Origin of the sequence: Salipiger thiooxidans (genome assembly GCF_900102075.1) — a bacterium.
Classification (GTDB): Bacteria; Pseudomonadota; Alphaproteobacteria; order Rhodobacterales; family Rhodobacteraceae; genus Salipiger; species Salipiger thiooxidans.
Map to the genome: position 1 here is coordinate 19,712 of NZ_FNAV01000021.1, position 20,415 is coordinate 40,126.

The following is a 20,415-nucleotide window of genomic DNA, read 5'->3' on the forward strand; positions in this document are numbered from 1 at the left end:
CCCCACGAAGCCTCCTGGACAGGGTCTCGAGATCGCGAAACGGGCGCGGCCTGAACAGTCAGGATGCTCCGGTCGATTCGAGACCGCCCTAGTGGGGTGACCTTACCACATTCACCCGCGGTTGCGCTCACATTACCTATGCGAGTGCGCCTATATTTTCGATGTACACTTTTCGCGTGTGCGTTTGCTTGGCGGGGACCCGGCGCCGTCAGCCCATGAAGCTGTGCGGTGCCAGCGCGTTGGCGAGGAAATGCAGGTTCTCGCGCAGTGCCTCGCGCGTGGCCGGCCCGCCAAGACAGACCCGAAGTTGCTCGCCCGGGCTCCCCAGCACGGTGAAGGCGTCCGAGGGCATGAGCCCGAGCTGCCGCCGCGCCATGCGCGCGACCACGTCGGCGCGCCCGACGCCATCGGGCAGATCGAGCCACAGGTTGAAGGCGTTTTCGGCGGCGCGGTAGCGCACGTGGGTCAGCACCTCGGCGGCGATGGCCTGCCGGGCGGCGCTCTCGGCGCGGATGAAGCGGCGGATGCCGTCGGCGGTGCCGTCCTCGATCCATTGCGTGACCAGCGCCATCGACAGAGGCGAGGGCATCACCGACAGCGCCCGGATCGACTGCACGAGGTGATAGGCGCAGCGCGGCGTCGGGGCGATGGTGAAGGCCAGCCGCAGCCCTGCCCCGATGCACTTGGCGAGCCCGCCGATGTGCCAGGTCAGGTCGGGGGCCGAGAGCGCGATGGGCGCCGGCGCCTTGGCGGGGATGAAGCCATAGGCGTCATCCTCGATCAGCATGAGCTCGTGCCGCCGCAGCACCGCTGCGATCTCGAGGCGCCGCGCCTCGGGGATGGTGAGCGTCGTGGGGTTCTGCAGCGTCGGGTTGAGGTACAGCGCCTTGGGCCCGTGTTCGCGGATCGCCGCGTCCAGCGCCTCGGGGAGGATGCCGCTCCCGTCCATCTCGATGCCTATGAGGTTCAGCCGGAACCGCCCCGCCACGTTGCGGAAGCCGGGATAGGTGATCGCCTCGCAGAGCACGGTGTCGCCGGGGCGGGTGATGAGCGCGAGAATCGCCGCCATGGTGGCATGGGCGCCGGGCGTCACCGCCACCCGCTCGAGCGCGGGCACCATGCCGCGCATGCTGAGCCAGCTCGACGCCGCGACACGGTCGCGCTCGGAGCCGGTGGCCGACTGGTAGCGCAGCAGGTCGATGAGGTTGGCCGAGACGTAACCCAGCCCCTCCTGCATGCGCCGGCGCAGCTCGGGGTCCTGCGGCTCGGGCGGCATGTTCATCGACAGGTCGGCCTCGTTGCTGCGCGACGGGTCGGGGCGGTCGCTGACCACCCGCCCCTTCACGAAGGTGCCGCGCCCGACGTGGCTTTCGACATGGCCCCGCGCCTGCGCTTCGGCGTAGGCGCGCGAGACGGTGGTGAAGTCGATGCCCAGCGCCGCCGCGAGCCGCCGCTGCGGCGGCAGGCGCATGCCGTCCGCCAGCTTGCCGCTGCGGATGTCCCCCGCGATGGCATCGGCGATGGCCTGGTAGCGCGGCTTGCCGCTGTCGAGGGTGTCGGGGATCCAGTCGATCATCAGTCCTGCCTTCGCGTTTCGGAATGTGTATGCCACCCCGCCCCCAGATTGAAGGGGTAATTGTATGGCCTCGCCAGAATCATTGACCGGATCACCCGCCCGGAATGTCGTTCGGACCAGTGAAAACGACGGGAAACCCATCCGGAGATGCACAAAATACCAGCATTGATGCCAAAGATTAGCAATCAATGCCCCTTTTATTGTATGTATATTGAACTGACTATTGATGCAATCAATTTACCCGCGCCATCCCTGTTGGCACCACCAACAAGGAGGGCACGATGCCTGAAGTCACCAAGGAAGCGCACAAGGACGGGGATGTCTTCGTCAACTACGAAGAGAAGGTCTTCGAGGACGTCAAGGCGGACGAAGGAGAGAAGGCGCTCGTCACCTTCCACACCGTCGCCTTCGAGGGCTCCATCGGCCTCGTCAACATCCTCAATGCCATCCGCCTGAACCGCAAGGGCTACGAGACCTCGATCCTGCTCTACGGCCCCGGCGTCACCCTCGGCATCCAGCGCGGCTTCCCGACGCTGGGCGACGAGGCCTTCCCCGGCCACCAGAACTTTGCAGTCAATCTCAAGAAGTTCATGGGCGAAGGCGGCAAGGTGTATGCCTGCCGTTTCGCGCTACAGGCGCTCTACGGTCATGGCGAGCCCTCGCTGTTGCCCGGCATCGTTCCGATCGCGCCGCAGGACGTGCTCGACTGCATCCTCCTGCACAAGAAGGCCAACGCGGTGATCCTCGACACCTGGACGGTCTGAGCCACCCCGCCGGAGGACGCCCCCCGTTCCTCCGGCCGCCGGGCTGCCCGACCGCGGCCCGGCCCCTTCCCCGAAGCCGGTCACGTCACCCAAGGAGCCACGATGAGAACCGATACCATCCGCGCCGCCGCCGTCCAGATCGCCCCTGACCTCTCGGGCCGCGCGGGCACGATCGAACGGGTGCTGAACGCCATCGCCGAAGCCGCGGACAAGGGCGCGCAGTTCATCGTCTTCCCCGAGACCTTCGTGCCCTACTACCCCTATTTCAGCTTCGTTCTGCCCCCGGTCCAGCAGGGCGCGCCGCATCTCGAGCTGATGAAGGAGGCGGTCGTCGTGCCCTCGCCCGAGACGCAGGCGGTGGCCGATGCCGCCCGCAAGCGCGGCGTGGTCGTGGTGCTGGGCGTGAACGAGCGCGACCACGGCTCGCTGTACAACGCGCAGCTCGTCTTCGACGCCGACGGCACGCTGGTGCTGAAGCGGCGCAAGATCACCCCCACCTACCACGAACGCATGGTCTGGGGTCAGGGCGACGGCGCCGGGCTGAAGGTCGTCGAGACCCGTGTCGGCCGCGTCGGCGCGCTTGCCTGCTGGGAGCATTACAACCCGCTCGCCCGCTACGCGCTGATGACCCAGCACGAGGAAATCCACGCCGGGCACTACCCGGGCAGCCTCGTTGGCGACGTCTTCCGCGACCAGATCGAGGTCACCATGCGCCACCACGCGCTGGAATCCGGCTGCTTCGTGGTCAACGCCACCGGCTGGCTGACCGAAGGGCAGATCGCGCAGATCCACCCCGACCCGCAGCTTCAGAAGGCGATGCGCTCGGGCTGCATGACCTGCATCGTCTCGCCCGAAGGCCGCCACCTCGCCGAGCCGCTGACGTCCGGCGAAGGCATCCTGATCGCCGATCTCGACATGAAGCTCGTCGCCAAGCGCAAGCGCATGATGGACAGCGTCGGCCATTACGCCCGGCCCGAGCTGCTGTCGCTGAACCACGACGCGCGGCCCGCGCCGACGCGCCACGTCACCGATGTTTTCCCGGAACCCAAGGAGGAAGAGCAGGATGTCTGACGCCCAGCTCATCAACGACCTGCAGACCCATGGCATGCGGCTTGTCGATCCCCGCGCCGGTCACGAGAGCCGTCGCGGCGGGGCGGGCCCGTCCGACCACAAGGCGATCACCATCGGCGAACGCACGGTGATGATCCCGGTGCACACCGCCCCCAGCTTCGACAGCCCCTTCCTCGTCGAGGCGCCCGACGCCACCGGCGAGGCACGGGTCACCCGCGACGGCGCCTTCGTCGCCAGCGTGCGCTTTCCGACGGCGGCGAAGTTCTACCGGCTGAAGACCGCGGACGGAATCCCCTACAGCCACATCGCCGCGCTGCATTCGAAGGATGTGCTCGCCACGACCGTGCTGCAGACCTGCATCCGCTACGAGAGCCGCAAGAAGACCTGCCAGTTCTGCTCGATCGGCCAGTCGCTCGCCGCAGGGCGCACCATCGCCCACAAGACGCCCGCACAGCTGGCCGAGGTCGCCAGGGCGGCGGTCGAGCTCGACCGCGTCACCCACATGGTGCTGACCACCGGCACGCCTGCGGGCAAGGACCGCGGCGCAAAGGTGCTTTGCGAGAGCGCCGAGGCGATCAAGGCTGCGGTGGACCTGCCGCTGCAGGGCCAGTGCGAACCGCCCGAGGACGACGCCTGGCACCAGCGCATGTTCGACGCGGGCATCGACACGCTGGGGATGCATCTCGAGGCCGTCACGCCCGAGGTCCGCCAGCGCATCATGCCCGGCAAGGCCTCGGTGCCGCTGGAAAAGTACTTCTCGAGCTTCGAGGCCGCAGTGAAGGTCTTCGGGCGCGGGCAGGTCTCGACCTACATCCTCGCGGGCCTCGGCGACACGCGCGAGGCGATCCTCGCGATGTCGGAAAGGCTCTGCGCCATGGGGGTCTATCCCTTCGTCGTGCCCTTCGTGCCGATCTCGGGCACGCCGCTGGAAAGCCACCCCGCCCCCTCCGCCGCCTTCATGGCCGGGATCCTGCGCCCGCTCGGCCAGATGATCGCCCGTGCCGGCATCCTGTCGAGCGACATGAAGGCAGGCTGCGGCAAGTGTGGCGCCTGCTCGGCGCTGGCCACCTACGAGAAGCTCAAGGTGCCCGCATGATAGAGTTCGAGCGCCGCAACTACCAGAGCCCCGGCTACTACATCCGCGCCGCATCGAAACGCTTCGAGGCCGAGGGCGCGCAGGCCCTGCGCCACCGGGTCTTCGTCGCGGAACAGCGGATCTTCCGCGACCACGACCGCGACGGGATCGACCTCATCGCCACGCATCTCGTGGCGCTCTCGACCTATGCCCACGAGGCCGACCAGGTGGTGGGCACGGTGCGCATCCACGAAGAGGCGCCGGGCCTCTGGTGGGGCTCACGGCTGGCGGTGGACAGCGAGTTCCGCGCCGTGGGACGGCTCGGGGCCGAGCTCATCCGGCTGGCGGTCTGCACCGCCAACGCCCGCGGCTGCACCCGCTTCCTCGCGCACGTGCAGATGCAGAACGTGACGCTTTTCCGCCGCCTGCACTGGCGCGCGCTGGACGAGGTCACGATCCACGGCACCCCGCACATGCGCATGGAGGCGGAACTGCCGCATTACCCGCCCTGCCCCGACCCGGTCGCCGGCTGGTACCATCGGCCGCGCCTGCGCGGGGTCCGGGCATGACGCTTTCGACGCTGGCCGAGGCGCTGAGGGCGCATCCCTCGATCCGCTCCAAGCTCGGTATCGCGCGCGCGACCCGGGCGCTCGGGCTCAGCGCGTCCTCCGACGGGCGCCCCGGCGACGATGCCGCCCCGTTGCCGCGTGACGGCGGCTACGACCTGCTCGCGGGCGAGGGTTTCATCCCCGCCTTCGTCGCCGACGATCCGTGGTTCGCGGGCTGGTGCGCGCTGATGGTGAACCTCTCCGACATCGCCGCCATGGGCGGGCGCGCGGTGGCGCTGGTCGACCAGATCTGGGCCCCGGACGAGGCCTCTGCCGCGCCGCTGCTGCAGGGGCTGCGCGACGCCTCCACCGCCTATGGCGTGCCGGTGGTCGGCGGCCACACCAACTTCGCAGCACCGCAGCTCAGCATCGCGGCCTCGGTCTTCGGCCGGGCCGAGCGGCTCATCACCAGCGTCGACGCGATGCCCGGCGACGTGCTGGTCGCGGCCATCGACCACCGCGGCGCCTACCGCAACTTCGACAATTTCTTCGCAGCCCTCGAGGCGCCCGGCCCGCGCCCGCGCGGCGATCTAGAACTTCTGCCGCAGCTCGCGGAGGACGGGCTCGTGCGCGCCGGCAAGGACATCAGCCAGGGCGGCATCGTGGGCACCGCGCTCATGCTGGCGGAATGCTCGGGCGTGGGCATCGACCTCGACACCACCGCCATCACTCCACCGCCCGGCGTCCCGCTCGACCGCTGGCTGCGCAGCTTCCCGAGCTTCGGCTTCCTGCTTTCGGTGGCACCCGGAGATGCCGGCGCCGTCTGCCAGCGTTTCGCCCATCGCGGCATCGAGGCCTCCGCCATCGGTGCCGTCACCCCCGGCAGCGCCGTCCGTCTGGGCGACGAGAGCGGCAGCGCGCTGTTCTGGGACCACGCCACCCACCCCTATCTCGATCTCGGAGGCCACCATGCCTGAAACCTACTGGACCGTCCGCTGGCCCGACGGCGCCGAAGAGCGGCTCTACTCCCCCTCCTCGGTGGTCGCCGAGCTTTTCGAGCCCGGCCGAAGCTACCCCGTCGACGACTTCCTGACCCGCGCCCGCATCGCCATGGAGCGCGCCTCGAACCGGGTCGCCGCCAAGTACGGCTTCGCCTGCAGCTCGGCCATGGCGCAGCTCGACAGCATCGAGACGCGCATCGCCGGGTTCGAAGGCCGGGACGGCGCCGAGATTACCTGCCTGGACATTTCGCAATGAGGACCGATCCGATGAAGGACACCCACACCCCGCATATCCCCGTCGTCATCGTGGGCGGCGGACAGGCCGGCCTCTCGACCGCGTGGTGCCTGAAGCAGAAGGGCATCGAAAGCACCGTCTTCGAGCGCCACGACGCCTTCCACTCCTGGCGCCGCAACCGCTGGGACAGCTTCTGCCTCGTGACGCCGAACTGGCAGTGCCGCCTGCCCGATTTCCACTACGAGCGCGACTACGGCGGCACCGATCCCGACGGCTTCATGCTGAGGGACGAGATCACCGCCTATCTCGACGCCTTCGCCGAAAAGACCCGCCCGAACCTGCGCGAACATGTCACCGTCACCCGCGTGGCGCCGCGCGCGGAGGGTGGTTTCGACGTCGAGACCACGGCGGGCGACTGGACCTGCGACCAGGTGGTCATCGCCACCGGCGGCTACGACATGCCGATCGAGCCGGCCTATGCGCGCAACCTAGACCCCGAGATCTTCCAGATGCACTCGGTCGATTACCGCAACGTCGACCAGTTCCCCGAGGGCTGCGTGCTGATCGTTGGCACCGGGCAGTCGGGCGTGCAGCTGATGGAGGATTTCACCCGCGCCGGGCGCGACGTGCACCTTGCCGTGGGTCCCGCCCCGCGCAGTCCGCGCAAGTACCGCGGTCGCGACGCCACCGACTGGCTCTACGACGCCGGCCACTATGCCGTCACCATCGCCGAGCATCCCGACCCGGTGAAGGCGCAGACCCAGACCAACCACTACATGTCCGGCCGCGACGGCGGCAAGGAGATCGACCTGCGCCGCTTCCACCTCGAGCATGGAGTCGAGCTTTACGGCTCCCTCGCCGACATGGACGGCACAGAGGTGCGTTTCCTGCCCGACCTCGGCAAGAACCTCGACGACGCCGACCGCTCCTACGTCGGCATCCGCACCCAGATCGACGCCTATATCGCCCGCGAGGGCATCGACGCGCCCGAGGAGCCGCCTTTCGAGAAGCTCTGGTCGCCGGAGCAGGAGCGTATCCGCATCGACCTAGCCGAGGCGGGCATCACCTCGGTGCTCTGGGCCATCGGCTTCCGCCCGGACTATCGCTGGATCGAGGCCGATGTCTTCGACGCGCGCGGCAAGCCGGTCTTCGACCGCGGCGTCACCGCCCAAGCAGGACTGCATTTCATCGGGCTCGGCTGGCTGAACACCTGGGGCTCGGGGCGTTTCCTTGGCATCGAGGAAGACAGCCGCCACCTCGCCGACCAGATCGAAGCGCAGCTCGGCGCCGCCGCGACGCAGGTGTGCGATGCTTGACGCGCAGACCAGCGTCTCGGCGGCCACGACACGCGTCGCGCGGCAGATGCTCGGGATGCAGCAGCTCGGGCCGCACGGGCTTTCCGAACAGTGGCTTCTGGGCTTCTGCGGCGACCTGCACTGGGGGCTGATCGCGGGCGCGCTCGGGCAGGAGAGCCTGCGCTTCCGCACCGCCGACGGCCGCCCGCTCTACGCCGCTTTCTGCGCCACCCGGCTCGAGCTCGCGCCCACCGGCCCGCTGCTTGGCGAAGCGCTCGAGATCCGCTCCGATCTTGCCGCCGCCGGAGCGTCGCGGCTCGGCTCGCGGCACCGGTTCCTGCACCGGGGCCGCGAGATCGGCGCGCTGCGGATGCTCTCGACCTTCGTGGCGCATGACGAGACCGGCTCGAACCGCCGGATCGTGCGCGCCCGGCCCGCCCGCAACTGCGCGCTGCCGATGGCAGAGCCGGACCTCATGGCGCTCGACGCCCGCGCCCGCGACACCTCCCGCGCGCTGCGGGGCCGGACCGTGCCCCTTGCCGGGGCACAGCGGATCGAGCCGTGCCACGGCCTCGACTTCAACGCGGTGGGGCTGCTCTACTTCCCAAGCTTCACCCGCCTTATCGAGACCGCCGCCCGCAGCACGGCACCGATCCGGGTGCGCGAGCTTGTCTACCTCGGCAATCTCGACGCCGGCGCCGCGGTCCACGTCCTGCGCGCGGGCCGCGAAACGCTCGTCGCCCGCGACGACGGCAGCCTCATCGCCCGGGCGGTCGAGGCGCGTGCCTCCGCCTCCCGGCCCGACCAGCCAGCCCCTGCGTAGACCTCAGTCCTTCCCGCCCTTCGCGGGCTCCCCGCCGCCGGAGCGGCGGACAAGATCAAGGTCGGTGGGGCGCTGCAACTCCTTCAGCTCGCGTTCGCGCGCCGCGATCTCCTTGTCGAAGCGCGCGATGGCCGCCTCGCGGTCGCGCCGGAGCCGGCGGATGCTGCCGGTGAGCAGCGCCACCCGCTCCTCGCGCAGGTTCTGCACCTGTTTCGCGGTGTCGGGGGTCGCGCCCTTGTCGATGAACTCCTTGCGCAGCGTCCCGATCCGCTTGAGCTGTTCCGCAATCGCGTCTTCCAGTGCCATGTCACGCTCCGTCACACGAGGATGAAGTTGTTCTGGCCGTCCGGTGCCGGGGCGAAGGGCGCGTAGCCCAGCGTTCCGCCGGAGGTCACGTTATCCGCAAAGGGCCCGCGCATCCCGTTGAAGTTGAACGAGAAGAAGCCGCGGTTGGTGGCCTTCACTTGGTTGCCCGTCACGGTGCAGCCGCGCCCGACAAGATCCACCGTCGCGCGGTTGTCGCTGCTGTCGCCCGCCACGTGCAGGCAGTAGTTGTCAGAAAAGAACACCCGCTCGAACCGCGCGTTGATCTGGTCCGCCAGCGGCAGGTCCAGAAGCTGCACCAGCGCGCCGGCGCCGTTTCCGGAGAAATTGTTGCCGAGGATCTGAACGGGATAGCCGAAGACCAGCCGCTCCCCCGGACCGAAGACGAAACGGACCTCGAGCAGGCCGCGCATCAGCAGCGCGCGGTCCTCGCGGGTGACATCGCGCGAGAACGGGTCGGCGTAGGTCACGAGGTTGCCCTCGATCCGCGCCTGGAGGATCAGGTCGCCCCAGATGCCCCAGGCCTCGTTGGGCGGGTTCGCTCCGTCCGGGGCGACGCCGGTGTCCAGCACCTCGTTGCCCTGCACGTGCCACTCGCCGAAGATCCCGAAGGCCCCGAGGGCGACGGCGCGCGGCGCCTCGATCCCGGCATTGGCCACGCGGTTGCCGGTGAACTCCGTCCGGCCGAGGGTGAGCGCCGCGACCGCGCCCAGTGCGGTGCAGCCGGTCAGGCGGTTGTCCGACACCGTGGGCCGCAGGTCGTTGAAGAGCAGCACGCCCGCCCCGGCCCGCGACACGTCGTTGCCGGCGATGCGCGTCTCGCGGCCCGCGTTGCCGCCAAGGGCGACGAAGCTGCCCTCGATGCGGTTGTCCGAGACCGTCGCCTGCGTGGTGTCGAGCGTGAGGATGCCGAAGACCGGCACGCCCTCGACCGCGAGAAGCGTGTTGCCCGTTATGCTCGGCGAGACCGCCCGCAGCGTGACGATCCCGTGCATGCGACCGTCAAGCTGGTTGTCCGAGACCCGGATGTCGGCCACCGCGCTGCCGGTCTCGCCGTCGTAGCCCAGCAGGATGCCGAAGGCGGGCAGCTCGAGCGCGCGCGGAGCGCTCAGGACGTTGCCGTTGACGAGGCAGCCCGAGCCCACGACCCGGATGCCCACCCCGTTCGAGGCGGCGACCATCACGACATTGCCGCGCACGATGCCGTATTCGGCCGCCATGTCGATGCCGAGCGCCGCCTGGTCGCCCTGCCCCGCGCCCGCGCCGGTGAGGATCAGGTTGTCGGTGACCGAGGTGCCGCGCGCGACGGACACCGGCGCGCCGAAGGGGTTGCGGCTCACCACGATGCCCAGATGCGCGCCCGAGACCGTGTTGCCGTCGATCATCGCCGGCTCGATCACGTCGCCGACCCAGATGCCCACATCCGCCGTGTCCGCTGCCTGCGCCGCGCCGAAGCTCAGGACGTTGCCGCGGATGATCGGGCGCGGCGAGTAGTCCTGCACCACGATGCCGAAGTTGGTACGGGCGATCTGGTTCTCGAGCAGCGTGAGCCGGGTGGCGAAGGTGGCAAGGATGCCGACGCCGCCACCGATGTCGGTGAAGCCCTCGATCCTGCAATCCGCGATGGTGACGCCCTGCGCGCCCTGCACCTCGACGATGCCGACAAGCTGCTGGATCGGCGCCCGGCCCACGAAGTCGAGCATGTCGATGCGCACCGCGGCGCTGCCCGCGTCGATGCGCAGAAGCGGGGCCGCGCCGCGCAGGATGGCGCCGGGGCTCTCGCCGTGCATGTGGACGTTGGCGCGGGCGATGGTGATGGTGTCCGGCACGCTGTGCTGCCCGGCCTTGATGCAGACGCATCCCCCCTGCGGCGGCAGCGAGTCGATGGCGGCCTGGATACTCTCGCCGGGATGCACGACGACGGTGCAGCAGCCCTCGTCCGAGGTCTCTTCGACGGGGCGGCAGTTGCTGAGCACCGGGTTCGGCCCGCCGAGATCGCTGGCGGCGGCAAGCTGCACGTAGTGGCGCTCGATGCCGTCGGGCGGCGCGTCGGTCAGTTCGAGGATCTCGGCGGTGGCGGTGCGCGCCCAGAAGGTCCAGTAATCGCCGCGCCGGAAGGTGCCGCCGGCGGGCTCGACCGAGAATTCGATCTCGATGCCCACGCCCACGTCGTCGATGGGAATGGGCCCCGGCCCGGTGAGGATCAGCCCCTCGGCGTCGAGCGTGTTGGTGGCGCCGGTCTGGTCCCATTTCTGGATCCGGGTGTGCCGCGCCTCGAGATCGTCGGGGTTGGCACCGAAGGCCCGCGTCCCGACCTGCGGGATCGCGCTTTCGAGCAGGATCGTGCCCGCCGCCTCGTCGATGCCCGCGACCCGCGCCATCTCGCCGGGCTCGTCCATCCACTCGCGGTGGTCGTCGGTGACGGTGACCCAGTCGCCCGGGCTGAAGCGCAGCACCGGGTCGCGTCCGATGCGGTCGACGGTAAGCTCGGTCTGGCCGCCGTTGTCGGCCATCAGCCGCACCGGCGAGACGATGGATCCGTTGTCGCGCGACCACTTGAACCGCGCGGTGCCGAGCGGACCGGCCTCGTGCACCTCGACCCGGTAGAAGCGGTTCTCGGTGGCGCGGTAGCCGGTGCCCGGGGGCAGGATGCAGGGATCGTCCGGAGCGGGCACCGCGACGGCGCGGGTGGTCAGCCGTCCGGCCGAGGGCGGCGGGCCCACGTCGAGACCGCATTCGGCGGCCTGCACGCCCTCGACATGCAGGCGGAAGTCGGTGCGCAGCCGGGTCGTGGTGTCGACCCCGCCGAGCGCCGGGTCGAGCAGCGGCGCCTCGACCCAGGTGAGCTCCTCCTCCCAGAGCTCGAGGTAGACCGCCGCATCGCCCACCGGCAGGTCGGGCGGCTCGGGATAGAAGGGCTGGCCGGTGTAGGTGACCGTCTCGCCCTCGAAGATCTCGGCCATCTTGCCGTCGACGTAGACCCGCCCCGGTGACAGAGCGAGATCGGGCTGCGGGCCGGGCACGAGGCTCACCTCGAAGGCGCCGGGGCTCACGTGCAGCGAATAGCCGGGGTTGCCCAGCGCATCGAGCGAGAGCTTCTCGATGCGGGTCTTGAGGATGTCGACCATCTCGTTGAAATCGGCGTCCAGCAGCACGCGCCCCTGCTGCATCCGCAGCGCCGCGTAGCGCCGGAGCTCTTCGAATGTGTCGCGCGAATAATCTCCGCTCATCACGTCGTCCTTTCAAATGCGCGGGCTGCTCAGGTCACGTAGATGATCCCGGGATCCAGTCCGAACGGCAGGTATTCTTCCAGTCTCGTCCGCAGGTTGTCGGCGCGCTGCGGCTGTTTCAGATGGCACCAGACGCCCATTTCCGAGCCATCCTCGGCACCGGTCGCGATCTCCTTCGCACCCAGCAGCGCCAGTTGCAGATAGGCGGGGTCGCCGTAATCCTCGGAGGTGTATTCGGGCCGCACCCGGGCCCGGACCCGCGCGCGGATGGCGTCGCGCTCGGCCTCGGTGAGCGGGCCTGCGGCGCCGATGCGGGCGATCTCTGCGCGCTCGGCAAGGCCCGGCTGGCAGCGGTAGCGGCGCGGGGTCCCGGAACCCGGCGTGACGTAGGAGAAACGCACGCAGCCGGTTTGGCGGCGCTCGACGGTGACCACGCCGTCGAAGATCGTCTCGATGGCAAGGTCGATCTGCCGGGCGTTCACATCCCCGCGGAGGGTGCAGCGCTCGAGATGCAGCGCAGGGCCGGAAGCAGCGGCCGAGGGGCCGAGCCCGCGGATCGCCTGCGCCCCCTGCCCGTCGATGGCGCAGTCGAGCGCGAAGATGCCCTCGGCGCTTTCCGGCACCCGGATCTGGCCGGTGATCGAGAACGCCATCTCGACCCTGAGCTCGGTGTTGGCCGGATCGCCGTTCAGCACCGCCGAGGCCCGCACCGACGGGACCACCGGCCCCGCAGGCGCGGGCGGCGTGTCCGGGTCCGGCTCTGCAATCGAACCGCCGGGGACCAGCGTGGTGTGGATCAGCCGCAGCCGCCCGAGCGAGCCGGGGATATCGACCGCGCCCTCGATCAGCAGCCCGCCGAGGGTCAGGGAGAAGTCGGGGTTCGCCCCCTGCACCCGCAGGCGCGAGGCGAGGCGGATGTGCGGGCGCACCCCGTCCGCCGCCTCAATGGCAAGGAACCGCCCCTGCGCGCCGGAGATCTGGATGGTGGGGTTCTCGTCGTAGCTGCGGTTGTCCTCGATCCGGATGATCGTGTCGGGGCGGCCGGCAGCCACCCACGCGGCCAGCGCATCGCCGAGGCTCGCGAAGCTGTCGGCATCGCCCGAGGCGTTCACCCGCAGCCGCCGGGCGGGCACGTCATCCGAGATCAGCCACGCGGTGCGCCGGTAGGTGCCGCCGCCCAGCTCGCCCGGGACGCCCTGGAAGCGCCAGACCTCGACGCGTTCCGCCGGTACCCGGTTCGCGCCCAGCGTCATGCGGCCGCGCACCACGTCGATGGCCACCTGGTTCGCCAGCGGCTGAGCCCATGTCTCGAGGTTGCGGCAGCGGATGTCGTCGGGCGGCACCTCGGCGCCGTCGATCAGCACGAAGAGGCTCGCATCCGGCGCGGGCGGCAGCGCCCCCATGCCTGCGGGCGCCCCGTAGAAGGCGGTGAAGCCCGGACGCGGCAGCGGGAGCGCGAAATAGGCGGACAGGTCGTCGAAGAACTTCGCCGGCCGGATCGCCTGCGGCACGTGCAGCTCGGTCGCGAGCCCGGTCTCGTCGCCCTCGCGCCGCAGCTTCGAGAACAGCGGCGCGTCGTTGCCGAGCACCGACAGGTGGTAGCGGAAGTCGCCCGCCCCACCGAGCCGCCGCGCGGTGATCCGCGGCAGCTCGAGCGAACGCAGCCGCCAGAGGTAGAAGCCGATGTTGGGGATGTTCTCCCACCCCCCGAACTGCGAGGGCGGGCGCACGTCCACGGTGCGGCAGGTGGTGTCGAAGGCGGTCTCGATCCGGTCCATGACCTCGACCGAGCGCAGGTCAGGCGTCGCCAGCGCGTGCATCCGCAGCCGGTTGCGCACCCATTGCGACCAGACCAGCCGCTCGAAGAACTCCACCGCGTGGGCGGCCCAGCCGGTGACGTCGCGGGCCAGCTCCTCGAGCATCGGCAGGGTCGACTTGCGGCGGCGGTAGTAGACGGTCTTGAGCGTGTCGGTGCGGCTGCGCAACCCGGTGCTGGTGACGAAGGACGGCCCCTCGAGATCCTCGAACAGCGCCTCGGCGGTGGCCGCGTCCTGCACTCGGTTGTCGCCCGCCAGCAGCGTCGTGCCCACCAGCGCGCCCACGTAGGGGGTCGCCCACGGCTCGCAGGTTTCGACAAAGGCATTGCGGCCAAGCTGCTCGATATCGGCCTCGAGCGCATCGGCCTGTTCCTCGACAATGTCGAGCAGCGCGCGCAGGGGATAGCCCTGATCGGCGTCGCGCTCGCGCAGGATCGAGGGAAGCAGGTTCCAGAGCTTGTGGTCGGCGGCCTGGCTGTATGCGGGCATCTACAGGGCCTCCACGACGGTCAGTTGCAGGTCCGTCGCCGGATCGGCGATGTAGGCCTGCTCGGCGGGCAGCACCGGCGGCGGCGGGCCGGGAGCGAAGGCGGCGGACTGGTAGCGGTCGATCCGGGCCGGGTCCTGCGGCGTGGGCCGGGCGCGGAACAGGCGAATGTGCGGCTGCACCGGTGCTGCGGTGACGGCGCGGAGCTTGCGCTCGGCGGGCGTCAGGTCCGCGTGATCGGCGAGCTGCAGGAGGTCGATGTCCACCGCCAGCACGCCGGGCACGGATTGCAGCAGCGCATGCGCGTTCGAAAGGTGCACCGGCCGACCGATGCCCACGGTGCCGAAATCGAATACCTCGAGCACGGCGCGGCGCGCGGCCTCGGCCACGTCCTCGGACCGATAGGCGGGATCGCGCAGCAGCCTGGCGTTCAGCGCGACGGGGATGCGGACCATGTTGGCAAGCACCAGCGGCCGGTTGGGATCGCGGCTCGCGGTCAGCATCCCGTGCAGCAGCACCAGCGTCTCGGGCGGCAGCGCGGCACCGCCGGGGCCCGCGACGGTCAGGTGCGCGGTGCGTTGCATCCGCATCCAGACCCAGGCCTCGTCGGCCCTGGCGACGAGCCCCGAGGCCAGCGCCAGCGCCGCGAAGTCCCGCAGAGAGACGATCCGGCCAAAGGTGCGCATCCCGTCGGGCGCGGCGGTGCGTGCGTCCTCGGCGGTCTCGCCCGGGGCACCGCCGGAGGCCGCCAGCGGGTTGGTGACACCGCGCAGCCCCACTGGTTTCTCGAGCGCGACCGTGAGCTGCCCGGCAGAGAGGTTCCCCGCGAGCCCCGCCCCGAGGCGCCGCGTCAGGCGGACGTTCAGCGCCCCGGTCGGGAACCGCGCCCCCGCCCGCAGTCCGTCGCCGCCGCGCACCCGGGGCTCGGCGTCCGCCGGCAGGCGCAGGGTAAAGGCCCGTTCTTTTGCGCTGCGACCATAGAGATGCGGGACCTCCTGCCAGAGCACCCCGTCGACGCGCAGCTCGACCTGCGGTCTGGGGCGGACCTCGGTCGCCTGCGGCAGGTGGGTGATCTCGCCGGGCGGCACGCGGAAGGACTGGAACGGCACCGTCGCGTCGCCGCCGCCCAGCGCCTCCTCGCGCCGGGTCTCGCCGTGGCTCGCCTCGGCCACGTTGCCCATCAGGGTGACCTGCGCCGCGGTCCCGGGCAGCGGCGGCGCGATGCCCACGGCCAGATGATCGGGGCCGCGCCCGAAGGCCGAGGGCACGGCAAGGCGCTGCACGACCTCGGCCCGGTGCTGGCGGATGCCGTCCGACAGGATGATCTTGCGCCCCTTGGCGAGCGGCCCGAGACCGCCCGCGTCGTCGGGGTCTTCGCCCGGCTCCAGCGGCAGCGACAGCCAGCCGCCCGAGGTGCGGTCGGGGTAGTCGTAGTCGCGGAAGGCGATATCGCTGCCGCCGATCTCGTAGAGCCGCGCCTCGCGGCGGTCGTCGATGCCGCCCCAGCCCTCGCCATGCCGAACCCACGTCGGCAGGCCGGTGGAGAGCACCGCGGTGGCCAGCGTGCCGTCGGCGAACCGGGCCGCGACATGAAGCTGCGAGGCCGAGGCGGCGAGCGACGGGTCCGAGCCCAGCGTGCCGCCCTGATCGGTCCAGCCGGACCACGTCTCGGCGGAGCGGTAGAGATGGGCGAGCCGGCCGTCGCGGTTGCGGACCGCGCAGAGCGCCCAGTCCGGGCCGCCTCCGATCGCCGCCGGGTCGCCCGCCGGGTCTCCGCCGATGTCGCGGGGCGGCTGCCAGCCGCCCGAGGCCTGCCGGAAGTGCAGCACGCCGCCCGCCTTGCCGCGTGCAAAGACGTCGTAACGCCCGGCCCCGGTGGCCGTGGCGGCGGGCGTCCCTGCGATGGCACCGCCCAGGCTCTCCCACCCGGACCAGTCCGCGCCATCATGCTCGCGCCACCAGAGCGCGTCGTCGACGCCGCGGGCGAAGACGGCGATGCGGATGCCGTCCGGGGTGACCGCGGTAGGGTCCGAGGCGAGGAGGCCGCCCAGCGGCTGCGGCAGCGCCGGGCCGCCGGTGACGTCGAACATCCAGAGCTCCGCCTCGGCGCCGCGCACGAAGACCCGCACCCGGGCACCGGCGAGCGCCACCGCCACCGGGGGCGACGTCAGCAGCCCGCCGAGATCCTGCCAGTTCAGCGCGTTCGAGACCGAGGTGTAGGACAGCCCGCCCCGCCGGTTGCGCGCAAAGAGGAAGAGGTCGCCCGGAGGGGCCGCGCCCACCACGTCCGAGGACAGTGCCGGCAGGACGGCCGCGGGCGGGAAAAGGCTCTGCGGGCCCGGGTCCGCGACCGCAAGGGCGGGCGTGCCGCCGCCCTCGCGCATCACGATGAACGGGTTGCTGCCGACCTGCGGCACCAGCGCGGGCCGGCCAAGGATGGTGCGGCGGACCCGGATCCGGGTCACGGTGTCGGTCATCGCGGGCGGCGTATCACCCACCGGGCTCGTCGGCAGCTGCACCGGCCCCTCGGTCACCTCGATCACGCGGGCAGTGCGCAGGCGCGGCTCGTCACTCGCGGTGCCGGGCCCCGCGTCGAGCAGCAGGTGGGCGCCGGGCTCGAGGTCGTCCACCTTGGCGGAGAGCGGGTAGAGCTGCGCCGAGGCCGGGAAATGCACGTCGATGGGCCGCGACCGCCAGCGGTTCTGGGGCGCCTCGGAGCTGTCGGGATTGTAGGCGGTATAGCTGTCGGGCGCGTTGTGGCCGAAGAACAGCAGCCGTCGGAGCACCGGTGCGGCGCGCAGGAAGATCGTGTCGAGATCTGCCGCCTGCACCGGCGGCGACCAGTTCAGGTAGCTGCCGCGCGGTCCGGTCTCGGTGGCTCCGGCCTCCTTCACCTCGATGAGACGGTCGCCGAAGATGGCGAATCGGTCGCCCGGGGCCGGCCCGCCGGGGGCGGCCAGCGGCGCGCGACTGCGGGCCTCGGCGAAGGCGTTGAACCGCAGGAACGGCGCCATCACCGGCACCGCGTTCAGCCGCCCCGCCCCGCGGATCTCTTCCAGCGTCTCGAAGATCTGCGCGGTCTCGTCCGGACCCGGCACGCTCATTACCCTGAGCCCCTGCCACAGCCGCGTGGTCTTGCCGGGCTCGATCTCGAAGGCCAGCGCCGTGGTGGCCGAAAGCGCCGGGCGCGGAATGTAGCCCACCAGCGCCGTCAGCTGCTCGACCGAGGCCTTGTGCAGCGCCTGCCGCAGGTACATCTCGTTGCCGATGCGCTCGTTGTAGAAGGTCAGCACGTCGCCCATCGCGGCCATGAGCTCGAGCAGGGTGATCGCGTGGTCGTCGCTCTCGCGGGTCAACAGGCCCGCAAGCTCGGGCTGGCGGTGGATCTGGTCGAGCATCGCCTTGCGGAAGGTGCCGAAGGTGCCAATGCGATAGGAGATCTGCGCAAGCCCGGGACGGTTGAAGATCACCGCAGGCGCCGGCACCACGCCCGGCGTGCAGCAGTTGCAGAAGCGGGGATCGGGATGCACCGCCATCATGCCCCTCCCACCGCGGAAAGCCGCAGCACGCCGAATTCGGGAAAGTTCGGGTCGTTGTCGAGCCGCGCGATCTCGAAATCGCCAAGCTCGATGCGGCCCCGGTCGAGCGCGTCGCCCGGCAGTTCCCAGTAGCGCTTGAAGACCAGCACCTCGGCGCTTTCGACGCCGTCGACCGCCTCGACCGCCGCGTAGAGCCGCGACAGGTAGACGTCGGCGCCGAAATCCTGTGCGGGCAGATAGAAGACGCCGGTGCTGCCATCGGGCCGGACCCGGTTCGACAGCGCCTCGTGAACCGCCTGCAGCACCTGCCCGCGGTAGTGGCCGGGTTCGATGCAGAGCCGGATCCCGATCTCGAGCGGCACATATTGCGCGGCGCGCACGGCGAGATCGGTGCCGGCGAGCTTGAACTTCACCAGATGCGCGCGGATCTCTGCGGCGAAATCGTCCGCCAGCCGCACCCCGCCGCCGGGCAGCGCGACGAGGTTGCCGGTGTCCACGGGATGGATCGCGACGAAGACGCAATGCCAGCTCCCGACCCAGCGGAACCGGGCCTTGGCCGAGGCGACGCCGGGGTGGCGCAGCGCCATCTCGCGCCAGTCCCCGGCGGTGACGGCCCGGAACTGGATCGCCTTGACCTCTTCGGGGGCGAGTGCGCGCACCGCCTCGATGGTCTCGGGGTCGGTGCCGCCGGTGGCGGGCAGCGGCTGGCGCACGCGGGCGATCTCGGCGAAGGCCACATTGGCGCCCGGGTCGCCCGGATCGAGCGAGACCGGGCCGGTGGCGACGCCGGGATCGGCCCAGAAGGCGAGGTCGGGCGAGACCGCGTGCACCAGCGCCCCGGCAGAGAGGTTGCCACGGCGCCCCGACCCGACGCGGTAGAAGGCGGTGACGCTCTCGACGTTGAGCGGCGCGCGGCCGTGGATGTCGTCGCCGAAGCGCAGCGTGGTGCTGCCGTCGCCGTCGGTCTCCGCGACGAAATGCCGGTCATAGGCGCCGCTGTCGCCGAGATGCGGCACCGGGGTCCAGAACCGCCGCGCCGCACTGGTCAGGATGGCGCGCAGGTGGATCGCCGGCGCGGCTGCCCGCGGCGGTGCGTCGAGCGCGTGGCGGGCGGTGACCGGGCGGCCATCGGCGGAGAGCGCCGGGTCGAAGGGGCCGGAGTGCCGCGTCAGCCCTGCGTCCGGCAGGCGCAGCGTCGCCAGCGGCCAGCGCCCGGTGCCGGGCGCGACAGTCAGCCCGTCGCGGCGCACGGTGCGGCCGTGATCGGCGGGCGCCACGTTGCCGCGCACCACGCTCACGTTCCGCACCAGCCCCGCCTGCGCGGTCTCGTTCGACAGGCAGACGGTGAAGGGCAGCGCGTCCTCGACCCGCCAACGCACCCGTTGCAGCGGCAGCGGATCCTGCGTCAGCGGATCGAGCCGCGCGGTCAGCTCGCCCCCGGTCAGCCGGTCCGAGAACACCGGATCGTCGGTGTCTTCAACCGCGTCCAGCCGGACCACGTGGCGGTGGCGCGGGTCGGCGTCGGCCTCGGCCCCGGTGGTCGGGCTGCGGGCCTCCTCGATCAGCAGGTAGTCGCCCCCGGCAAAGGCCGGGCGGTAGATCGCGTCTCCGTCGAGCCCGTAGAGAAACGCCTCGCGCGTGCCCTTCGCAAGGCAGCAGTCGACATCCGCGAAAGTGTGGACCATCAGCATGTTGTGGGCCGAGGTTGTGGCGATGAGCGCGCTGGTCTCGAATACGCTCGCCCCCTCGAGCGCCGGGTCGCCGTCGAAATCCGCGTCCGCCGGCAGCACCGTTCCCGGCGCGCCGGTCGCGCCGATGAGCGGGCGGGCGATGCGGGTCACCAGCCGGGTGCCGGCAGGCACCACGCGGGGGGTGGGATCGGGCGCGGGTTCGAGATCGAACTGCACGAAGGTCGCGGCGTTGCGCCCGTCGTGCATGGTGTAGTCGATGAGCCGCGCGTGGCGCTGCATCGACACCCGGTGCAGGCAGGTCTCGAAAAAGCTCTCGGTCGCGGGGCCCGCGTCCTGAAGGTAGGACAGGTAGTCGCCCACGTAGGCCAGCATCTCGACCAGCGCGACCGAGAAATCGGCGGGCAGCCTCTCGGTCCAGTCGGGATTGCGCACCGCAATCAGGTCGAGGAACAGCCGGCGGAAGCTCTGGTAGTCCTTGGCGAGATAGTCGAGGTCGGGCTCGTCGAGCGGGTCGGGCACGCAGAGATCGACGGCTCGGCAATCGAACTCGGTGGGGCAACCGGCCTTGAAGCCGAACCGCGCCTCCGAGCGTTCCGGGTCCAGATCGCCATGCTCGAGCGCCAGCACGTAGGTCGAGAAATCGCCCTCGGCATCGAGAAAGAGCAACAGGCGCAGCGGGTTCGCGGCGTCGGGCTCGACGGTCACGACGCGCAGGCCAACGCTGCGCACACCGCCGAGGATCGTGGCCCCCGGTGCATCGAGCGCCGGGGCCGGCTTGAGGAAGGTCGCCTCGAGCCAGAACTGCCGACCCGCGGGCGCGTTGCGGTCGCGGCGGTATTCGACGTAGTCCAGCCCGTTCAGCGGGTGCTGCGCGTCGAGCAGCGTCGCGGAGCGCCGCTCGTCCTCGCACCACAGCTCGCCGGAGGGGGACAGGACCAT

The 20,415-nt window shown here is 70.8% G+C and carries 14 protein-coding genes; 8 read left to right on the forward strand and 6 right to left on the reverse strand.

Annotated elements, in window-relative coordinates; genetic code table 11:
- Positions 1 to 208 precede the first annotated feature (208 nt).
- Complete coding sequence (locus tag BLQ77_RS23835; RefSeq protein WP_089963329.1) at positions 209 to 1,576, reverse strand: aminotransferase-like domain-containing protein; 1,368 nt, start codon at positions 1,574 to 1,576, stop codon at positions 209 to 211.
- 281 nt (positions 1,577 to 1,857) lie between these two features.
- Here BLQ77_RS23835 and BLQ77_RS23840 point away from each other — a divergent pair, with 281 nt between their 5' ends.
- From BLQ77_RS23840 to BLQ77_RS23875, 8 genes are all read left to right on the forward strand, one after another.
- A complete protein-coding gene (locus tag BLQ77_RS23840) occupies positions 1,858 to 2,340 on the forward strand; it encodes an MSMEG_0572/Sll0783 family nitrogen starvation response protein (protein WP_089963331.1) in 483 nt (160 codons plus the stop codon).
- Positions 2,341 to 2,442: 102 nt separating this feature from the next.
- Positions 2,443 to 3,411 carry a Nit6803 family nitrilase gene (locus BLQ77_RS23845; RefSeq protein WP_089963333.1) on the forward strand — a complete coding sequence of 323 codons (969 nt, stop codon included), beginning with the start codon at positions 2,443 to 2,445 and terminating at the stop codon, positions 3,409 to 3,411.
- Entirely contained in the window at positions 3,404 to 4,507 is a 1,104-nt protein-coding gene (locus BLQ77_RS23850; RefSeq protein ID WP_089963335.1) for an MSMEG_0568 family radical SAM protein, read from the forward strand. Before BLQ77_RS23845 ends, BLQ77_RS23850 begins: the two co-directional genes overlap by 8 nt.
- Complete coding sequence (locus tag BLQ77_RS23855; protein WP_008886357.1) at positions 4,504 to 5,055, forward strand: MSMEG_0567/Sll0786 family nitrogen starvation N-acetyltransferase; 552 nt, start codon at positions 4,504 to 4,506, stop codon at positions 5,053 to 5,055. Before BLQ77_RS23850 ends, BLQ77_RS23855 begins: the two co-directional genes overlap by 4 nt.
- A complete protein-coding gene (locus tag BLQ77_RS23860) occupies positions 5,052 to 6,011 on the forward strand; it encodes a sll0787 family AIR synthase-like protein (RefSeq protein WP_089963337.1) in 960 nt (319 codons plus the stop codon). Before BLQ77_RS23855 ends, BLQ77_RS23860 begins: the two co-directional genes overlap by 4 nt.
- Complete coding sequence (locus tag BLQ77_RS23865) at positions 6,004 to 6,291, forward strand: MSMEG_0570 family nitrogen starvation response protein (RefSeq protein WP_089963339.1); 288 nt, start codon at positions 6,004 to 6,006, stop codon at positions 6,289 to 6,291. The genes BLQ77_RS23860 and BLQ77_RS23865 overlap by 8 nt, the downstream gene beginning before the upstream one ends.
- Positions 6,288 to 7,586: an MSMEG_0569 family flavin-dependent oxidoreductase gene (locus BLQ77_RS23870; RefSeq protein WP_242661843.1), complete on the forward strand. Its 1,299-nt coding sequence runs from the start codon at positions 6,288 to 6,290 to the stop codon at positions 7,584 to 7,586. Before BLQ77_RS23865 ends, BLQ77_RS23870 begins: the two co-directional genes overlap by 4 nt.
- Positions 7,579 to 8,388, forward strand: a complete 810-nt coding sequence (locus BLQ77_RS23875) for a Pnap_2097 family protein (RefSeq protein ID WP_089963343.1) — start codon at positions 7,579 to 7,581, stop codon at positions 8,386 to 8,388. The genes BLQ77_RS23870 and BLQ77_RS23875 overlap by 8 nt, the downstream gene beginning before the upstream one ends.
- Positions 8,389 to 8,391: 3 nt before the next feature.
- On the opposite strand, the gene BLQ77_RS23880 is transcribed toward BLQ77_RS23875, so the two are convergent.
- From BLQ77_RS23880 to BLQ77_RS23900, 5 genes are read right to left on the reverse strand one after another with little or no spacing between them, the layout of a single operon-like run.
- The gene (locus BLQ77_RS23880; RefSeq protein WP_089963345.1) at positions 8,392 to 8,694 is read right to left on the reverse strand and encodes a hypothetical protein; all 303 of its coding nucleotides are present in this window, start codon (positions 8,692 to 8,694) and stop codon (positions 8,392 to 8,394) included.
- 11 nt (positions 8,695 to 8,705) lie between these two features.
- The gene (locus tag BLQ77_RS23885) at positions 8,706 to 11,942 is read right to left on the reverse strand and encodes a DUF6519 domain-containing protein (protein ID WP_089963348.1); all 3,237 of its coding nucleotides are present in this window, start codon (positions 11,940 to 11,942) and stop codon (positions 8,706 to 8,708) included.
- A gap of 29 nt (positions 11,943 to 11,971) precedes the next feature.
- On the reverse strand, positions 11,972 to 14,248 hold the full coding sequence (locus tag BLQ77_RS23890) for a hypothetical protein (protein WP_089963350.1): 2,277 nt from the start codon (positions 14,246 to 14,248) through the stop codon (positions 11,972 to 11,974).
- The gene (locus BLQ77_RS23895) at positions 14,249 to 17,782 is read right to left on the reverse strand and encodes a DUF8189 domain-containing protein (protein WP_089963352.1); all 3,534 of its coding nucleotides are present in this window, start codon (positions 17,780 to 17,782) and stop codon (positions 14,249 to 14,251) included. It abuts the gene before it with no gap.
- Positions 17,782 to 20,415: a baseplate J/gp47 family protein gene (locus BLQ77_RS23900; RefSeq protein WP_089963353.1), complete on the reverse strand. Its 2,634-nt coding sequence runs from the start codon at positions 20,413 to 20,415 to the stop codon at positions 17,782 to 17,784. Before BLQ77_RS23900 ends, BLQ77_RS23895 begins: the two co-directional genes overlap by 1 nt.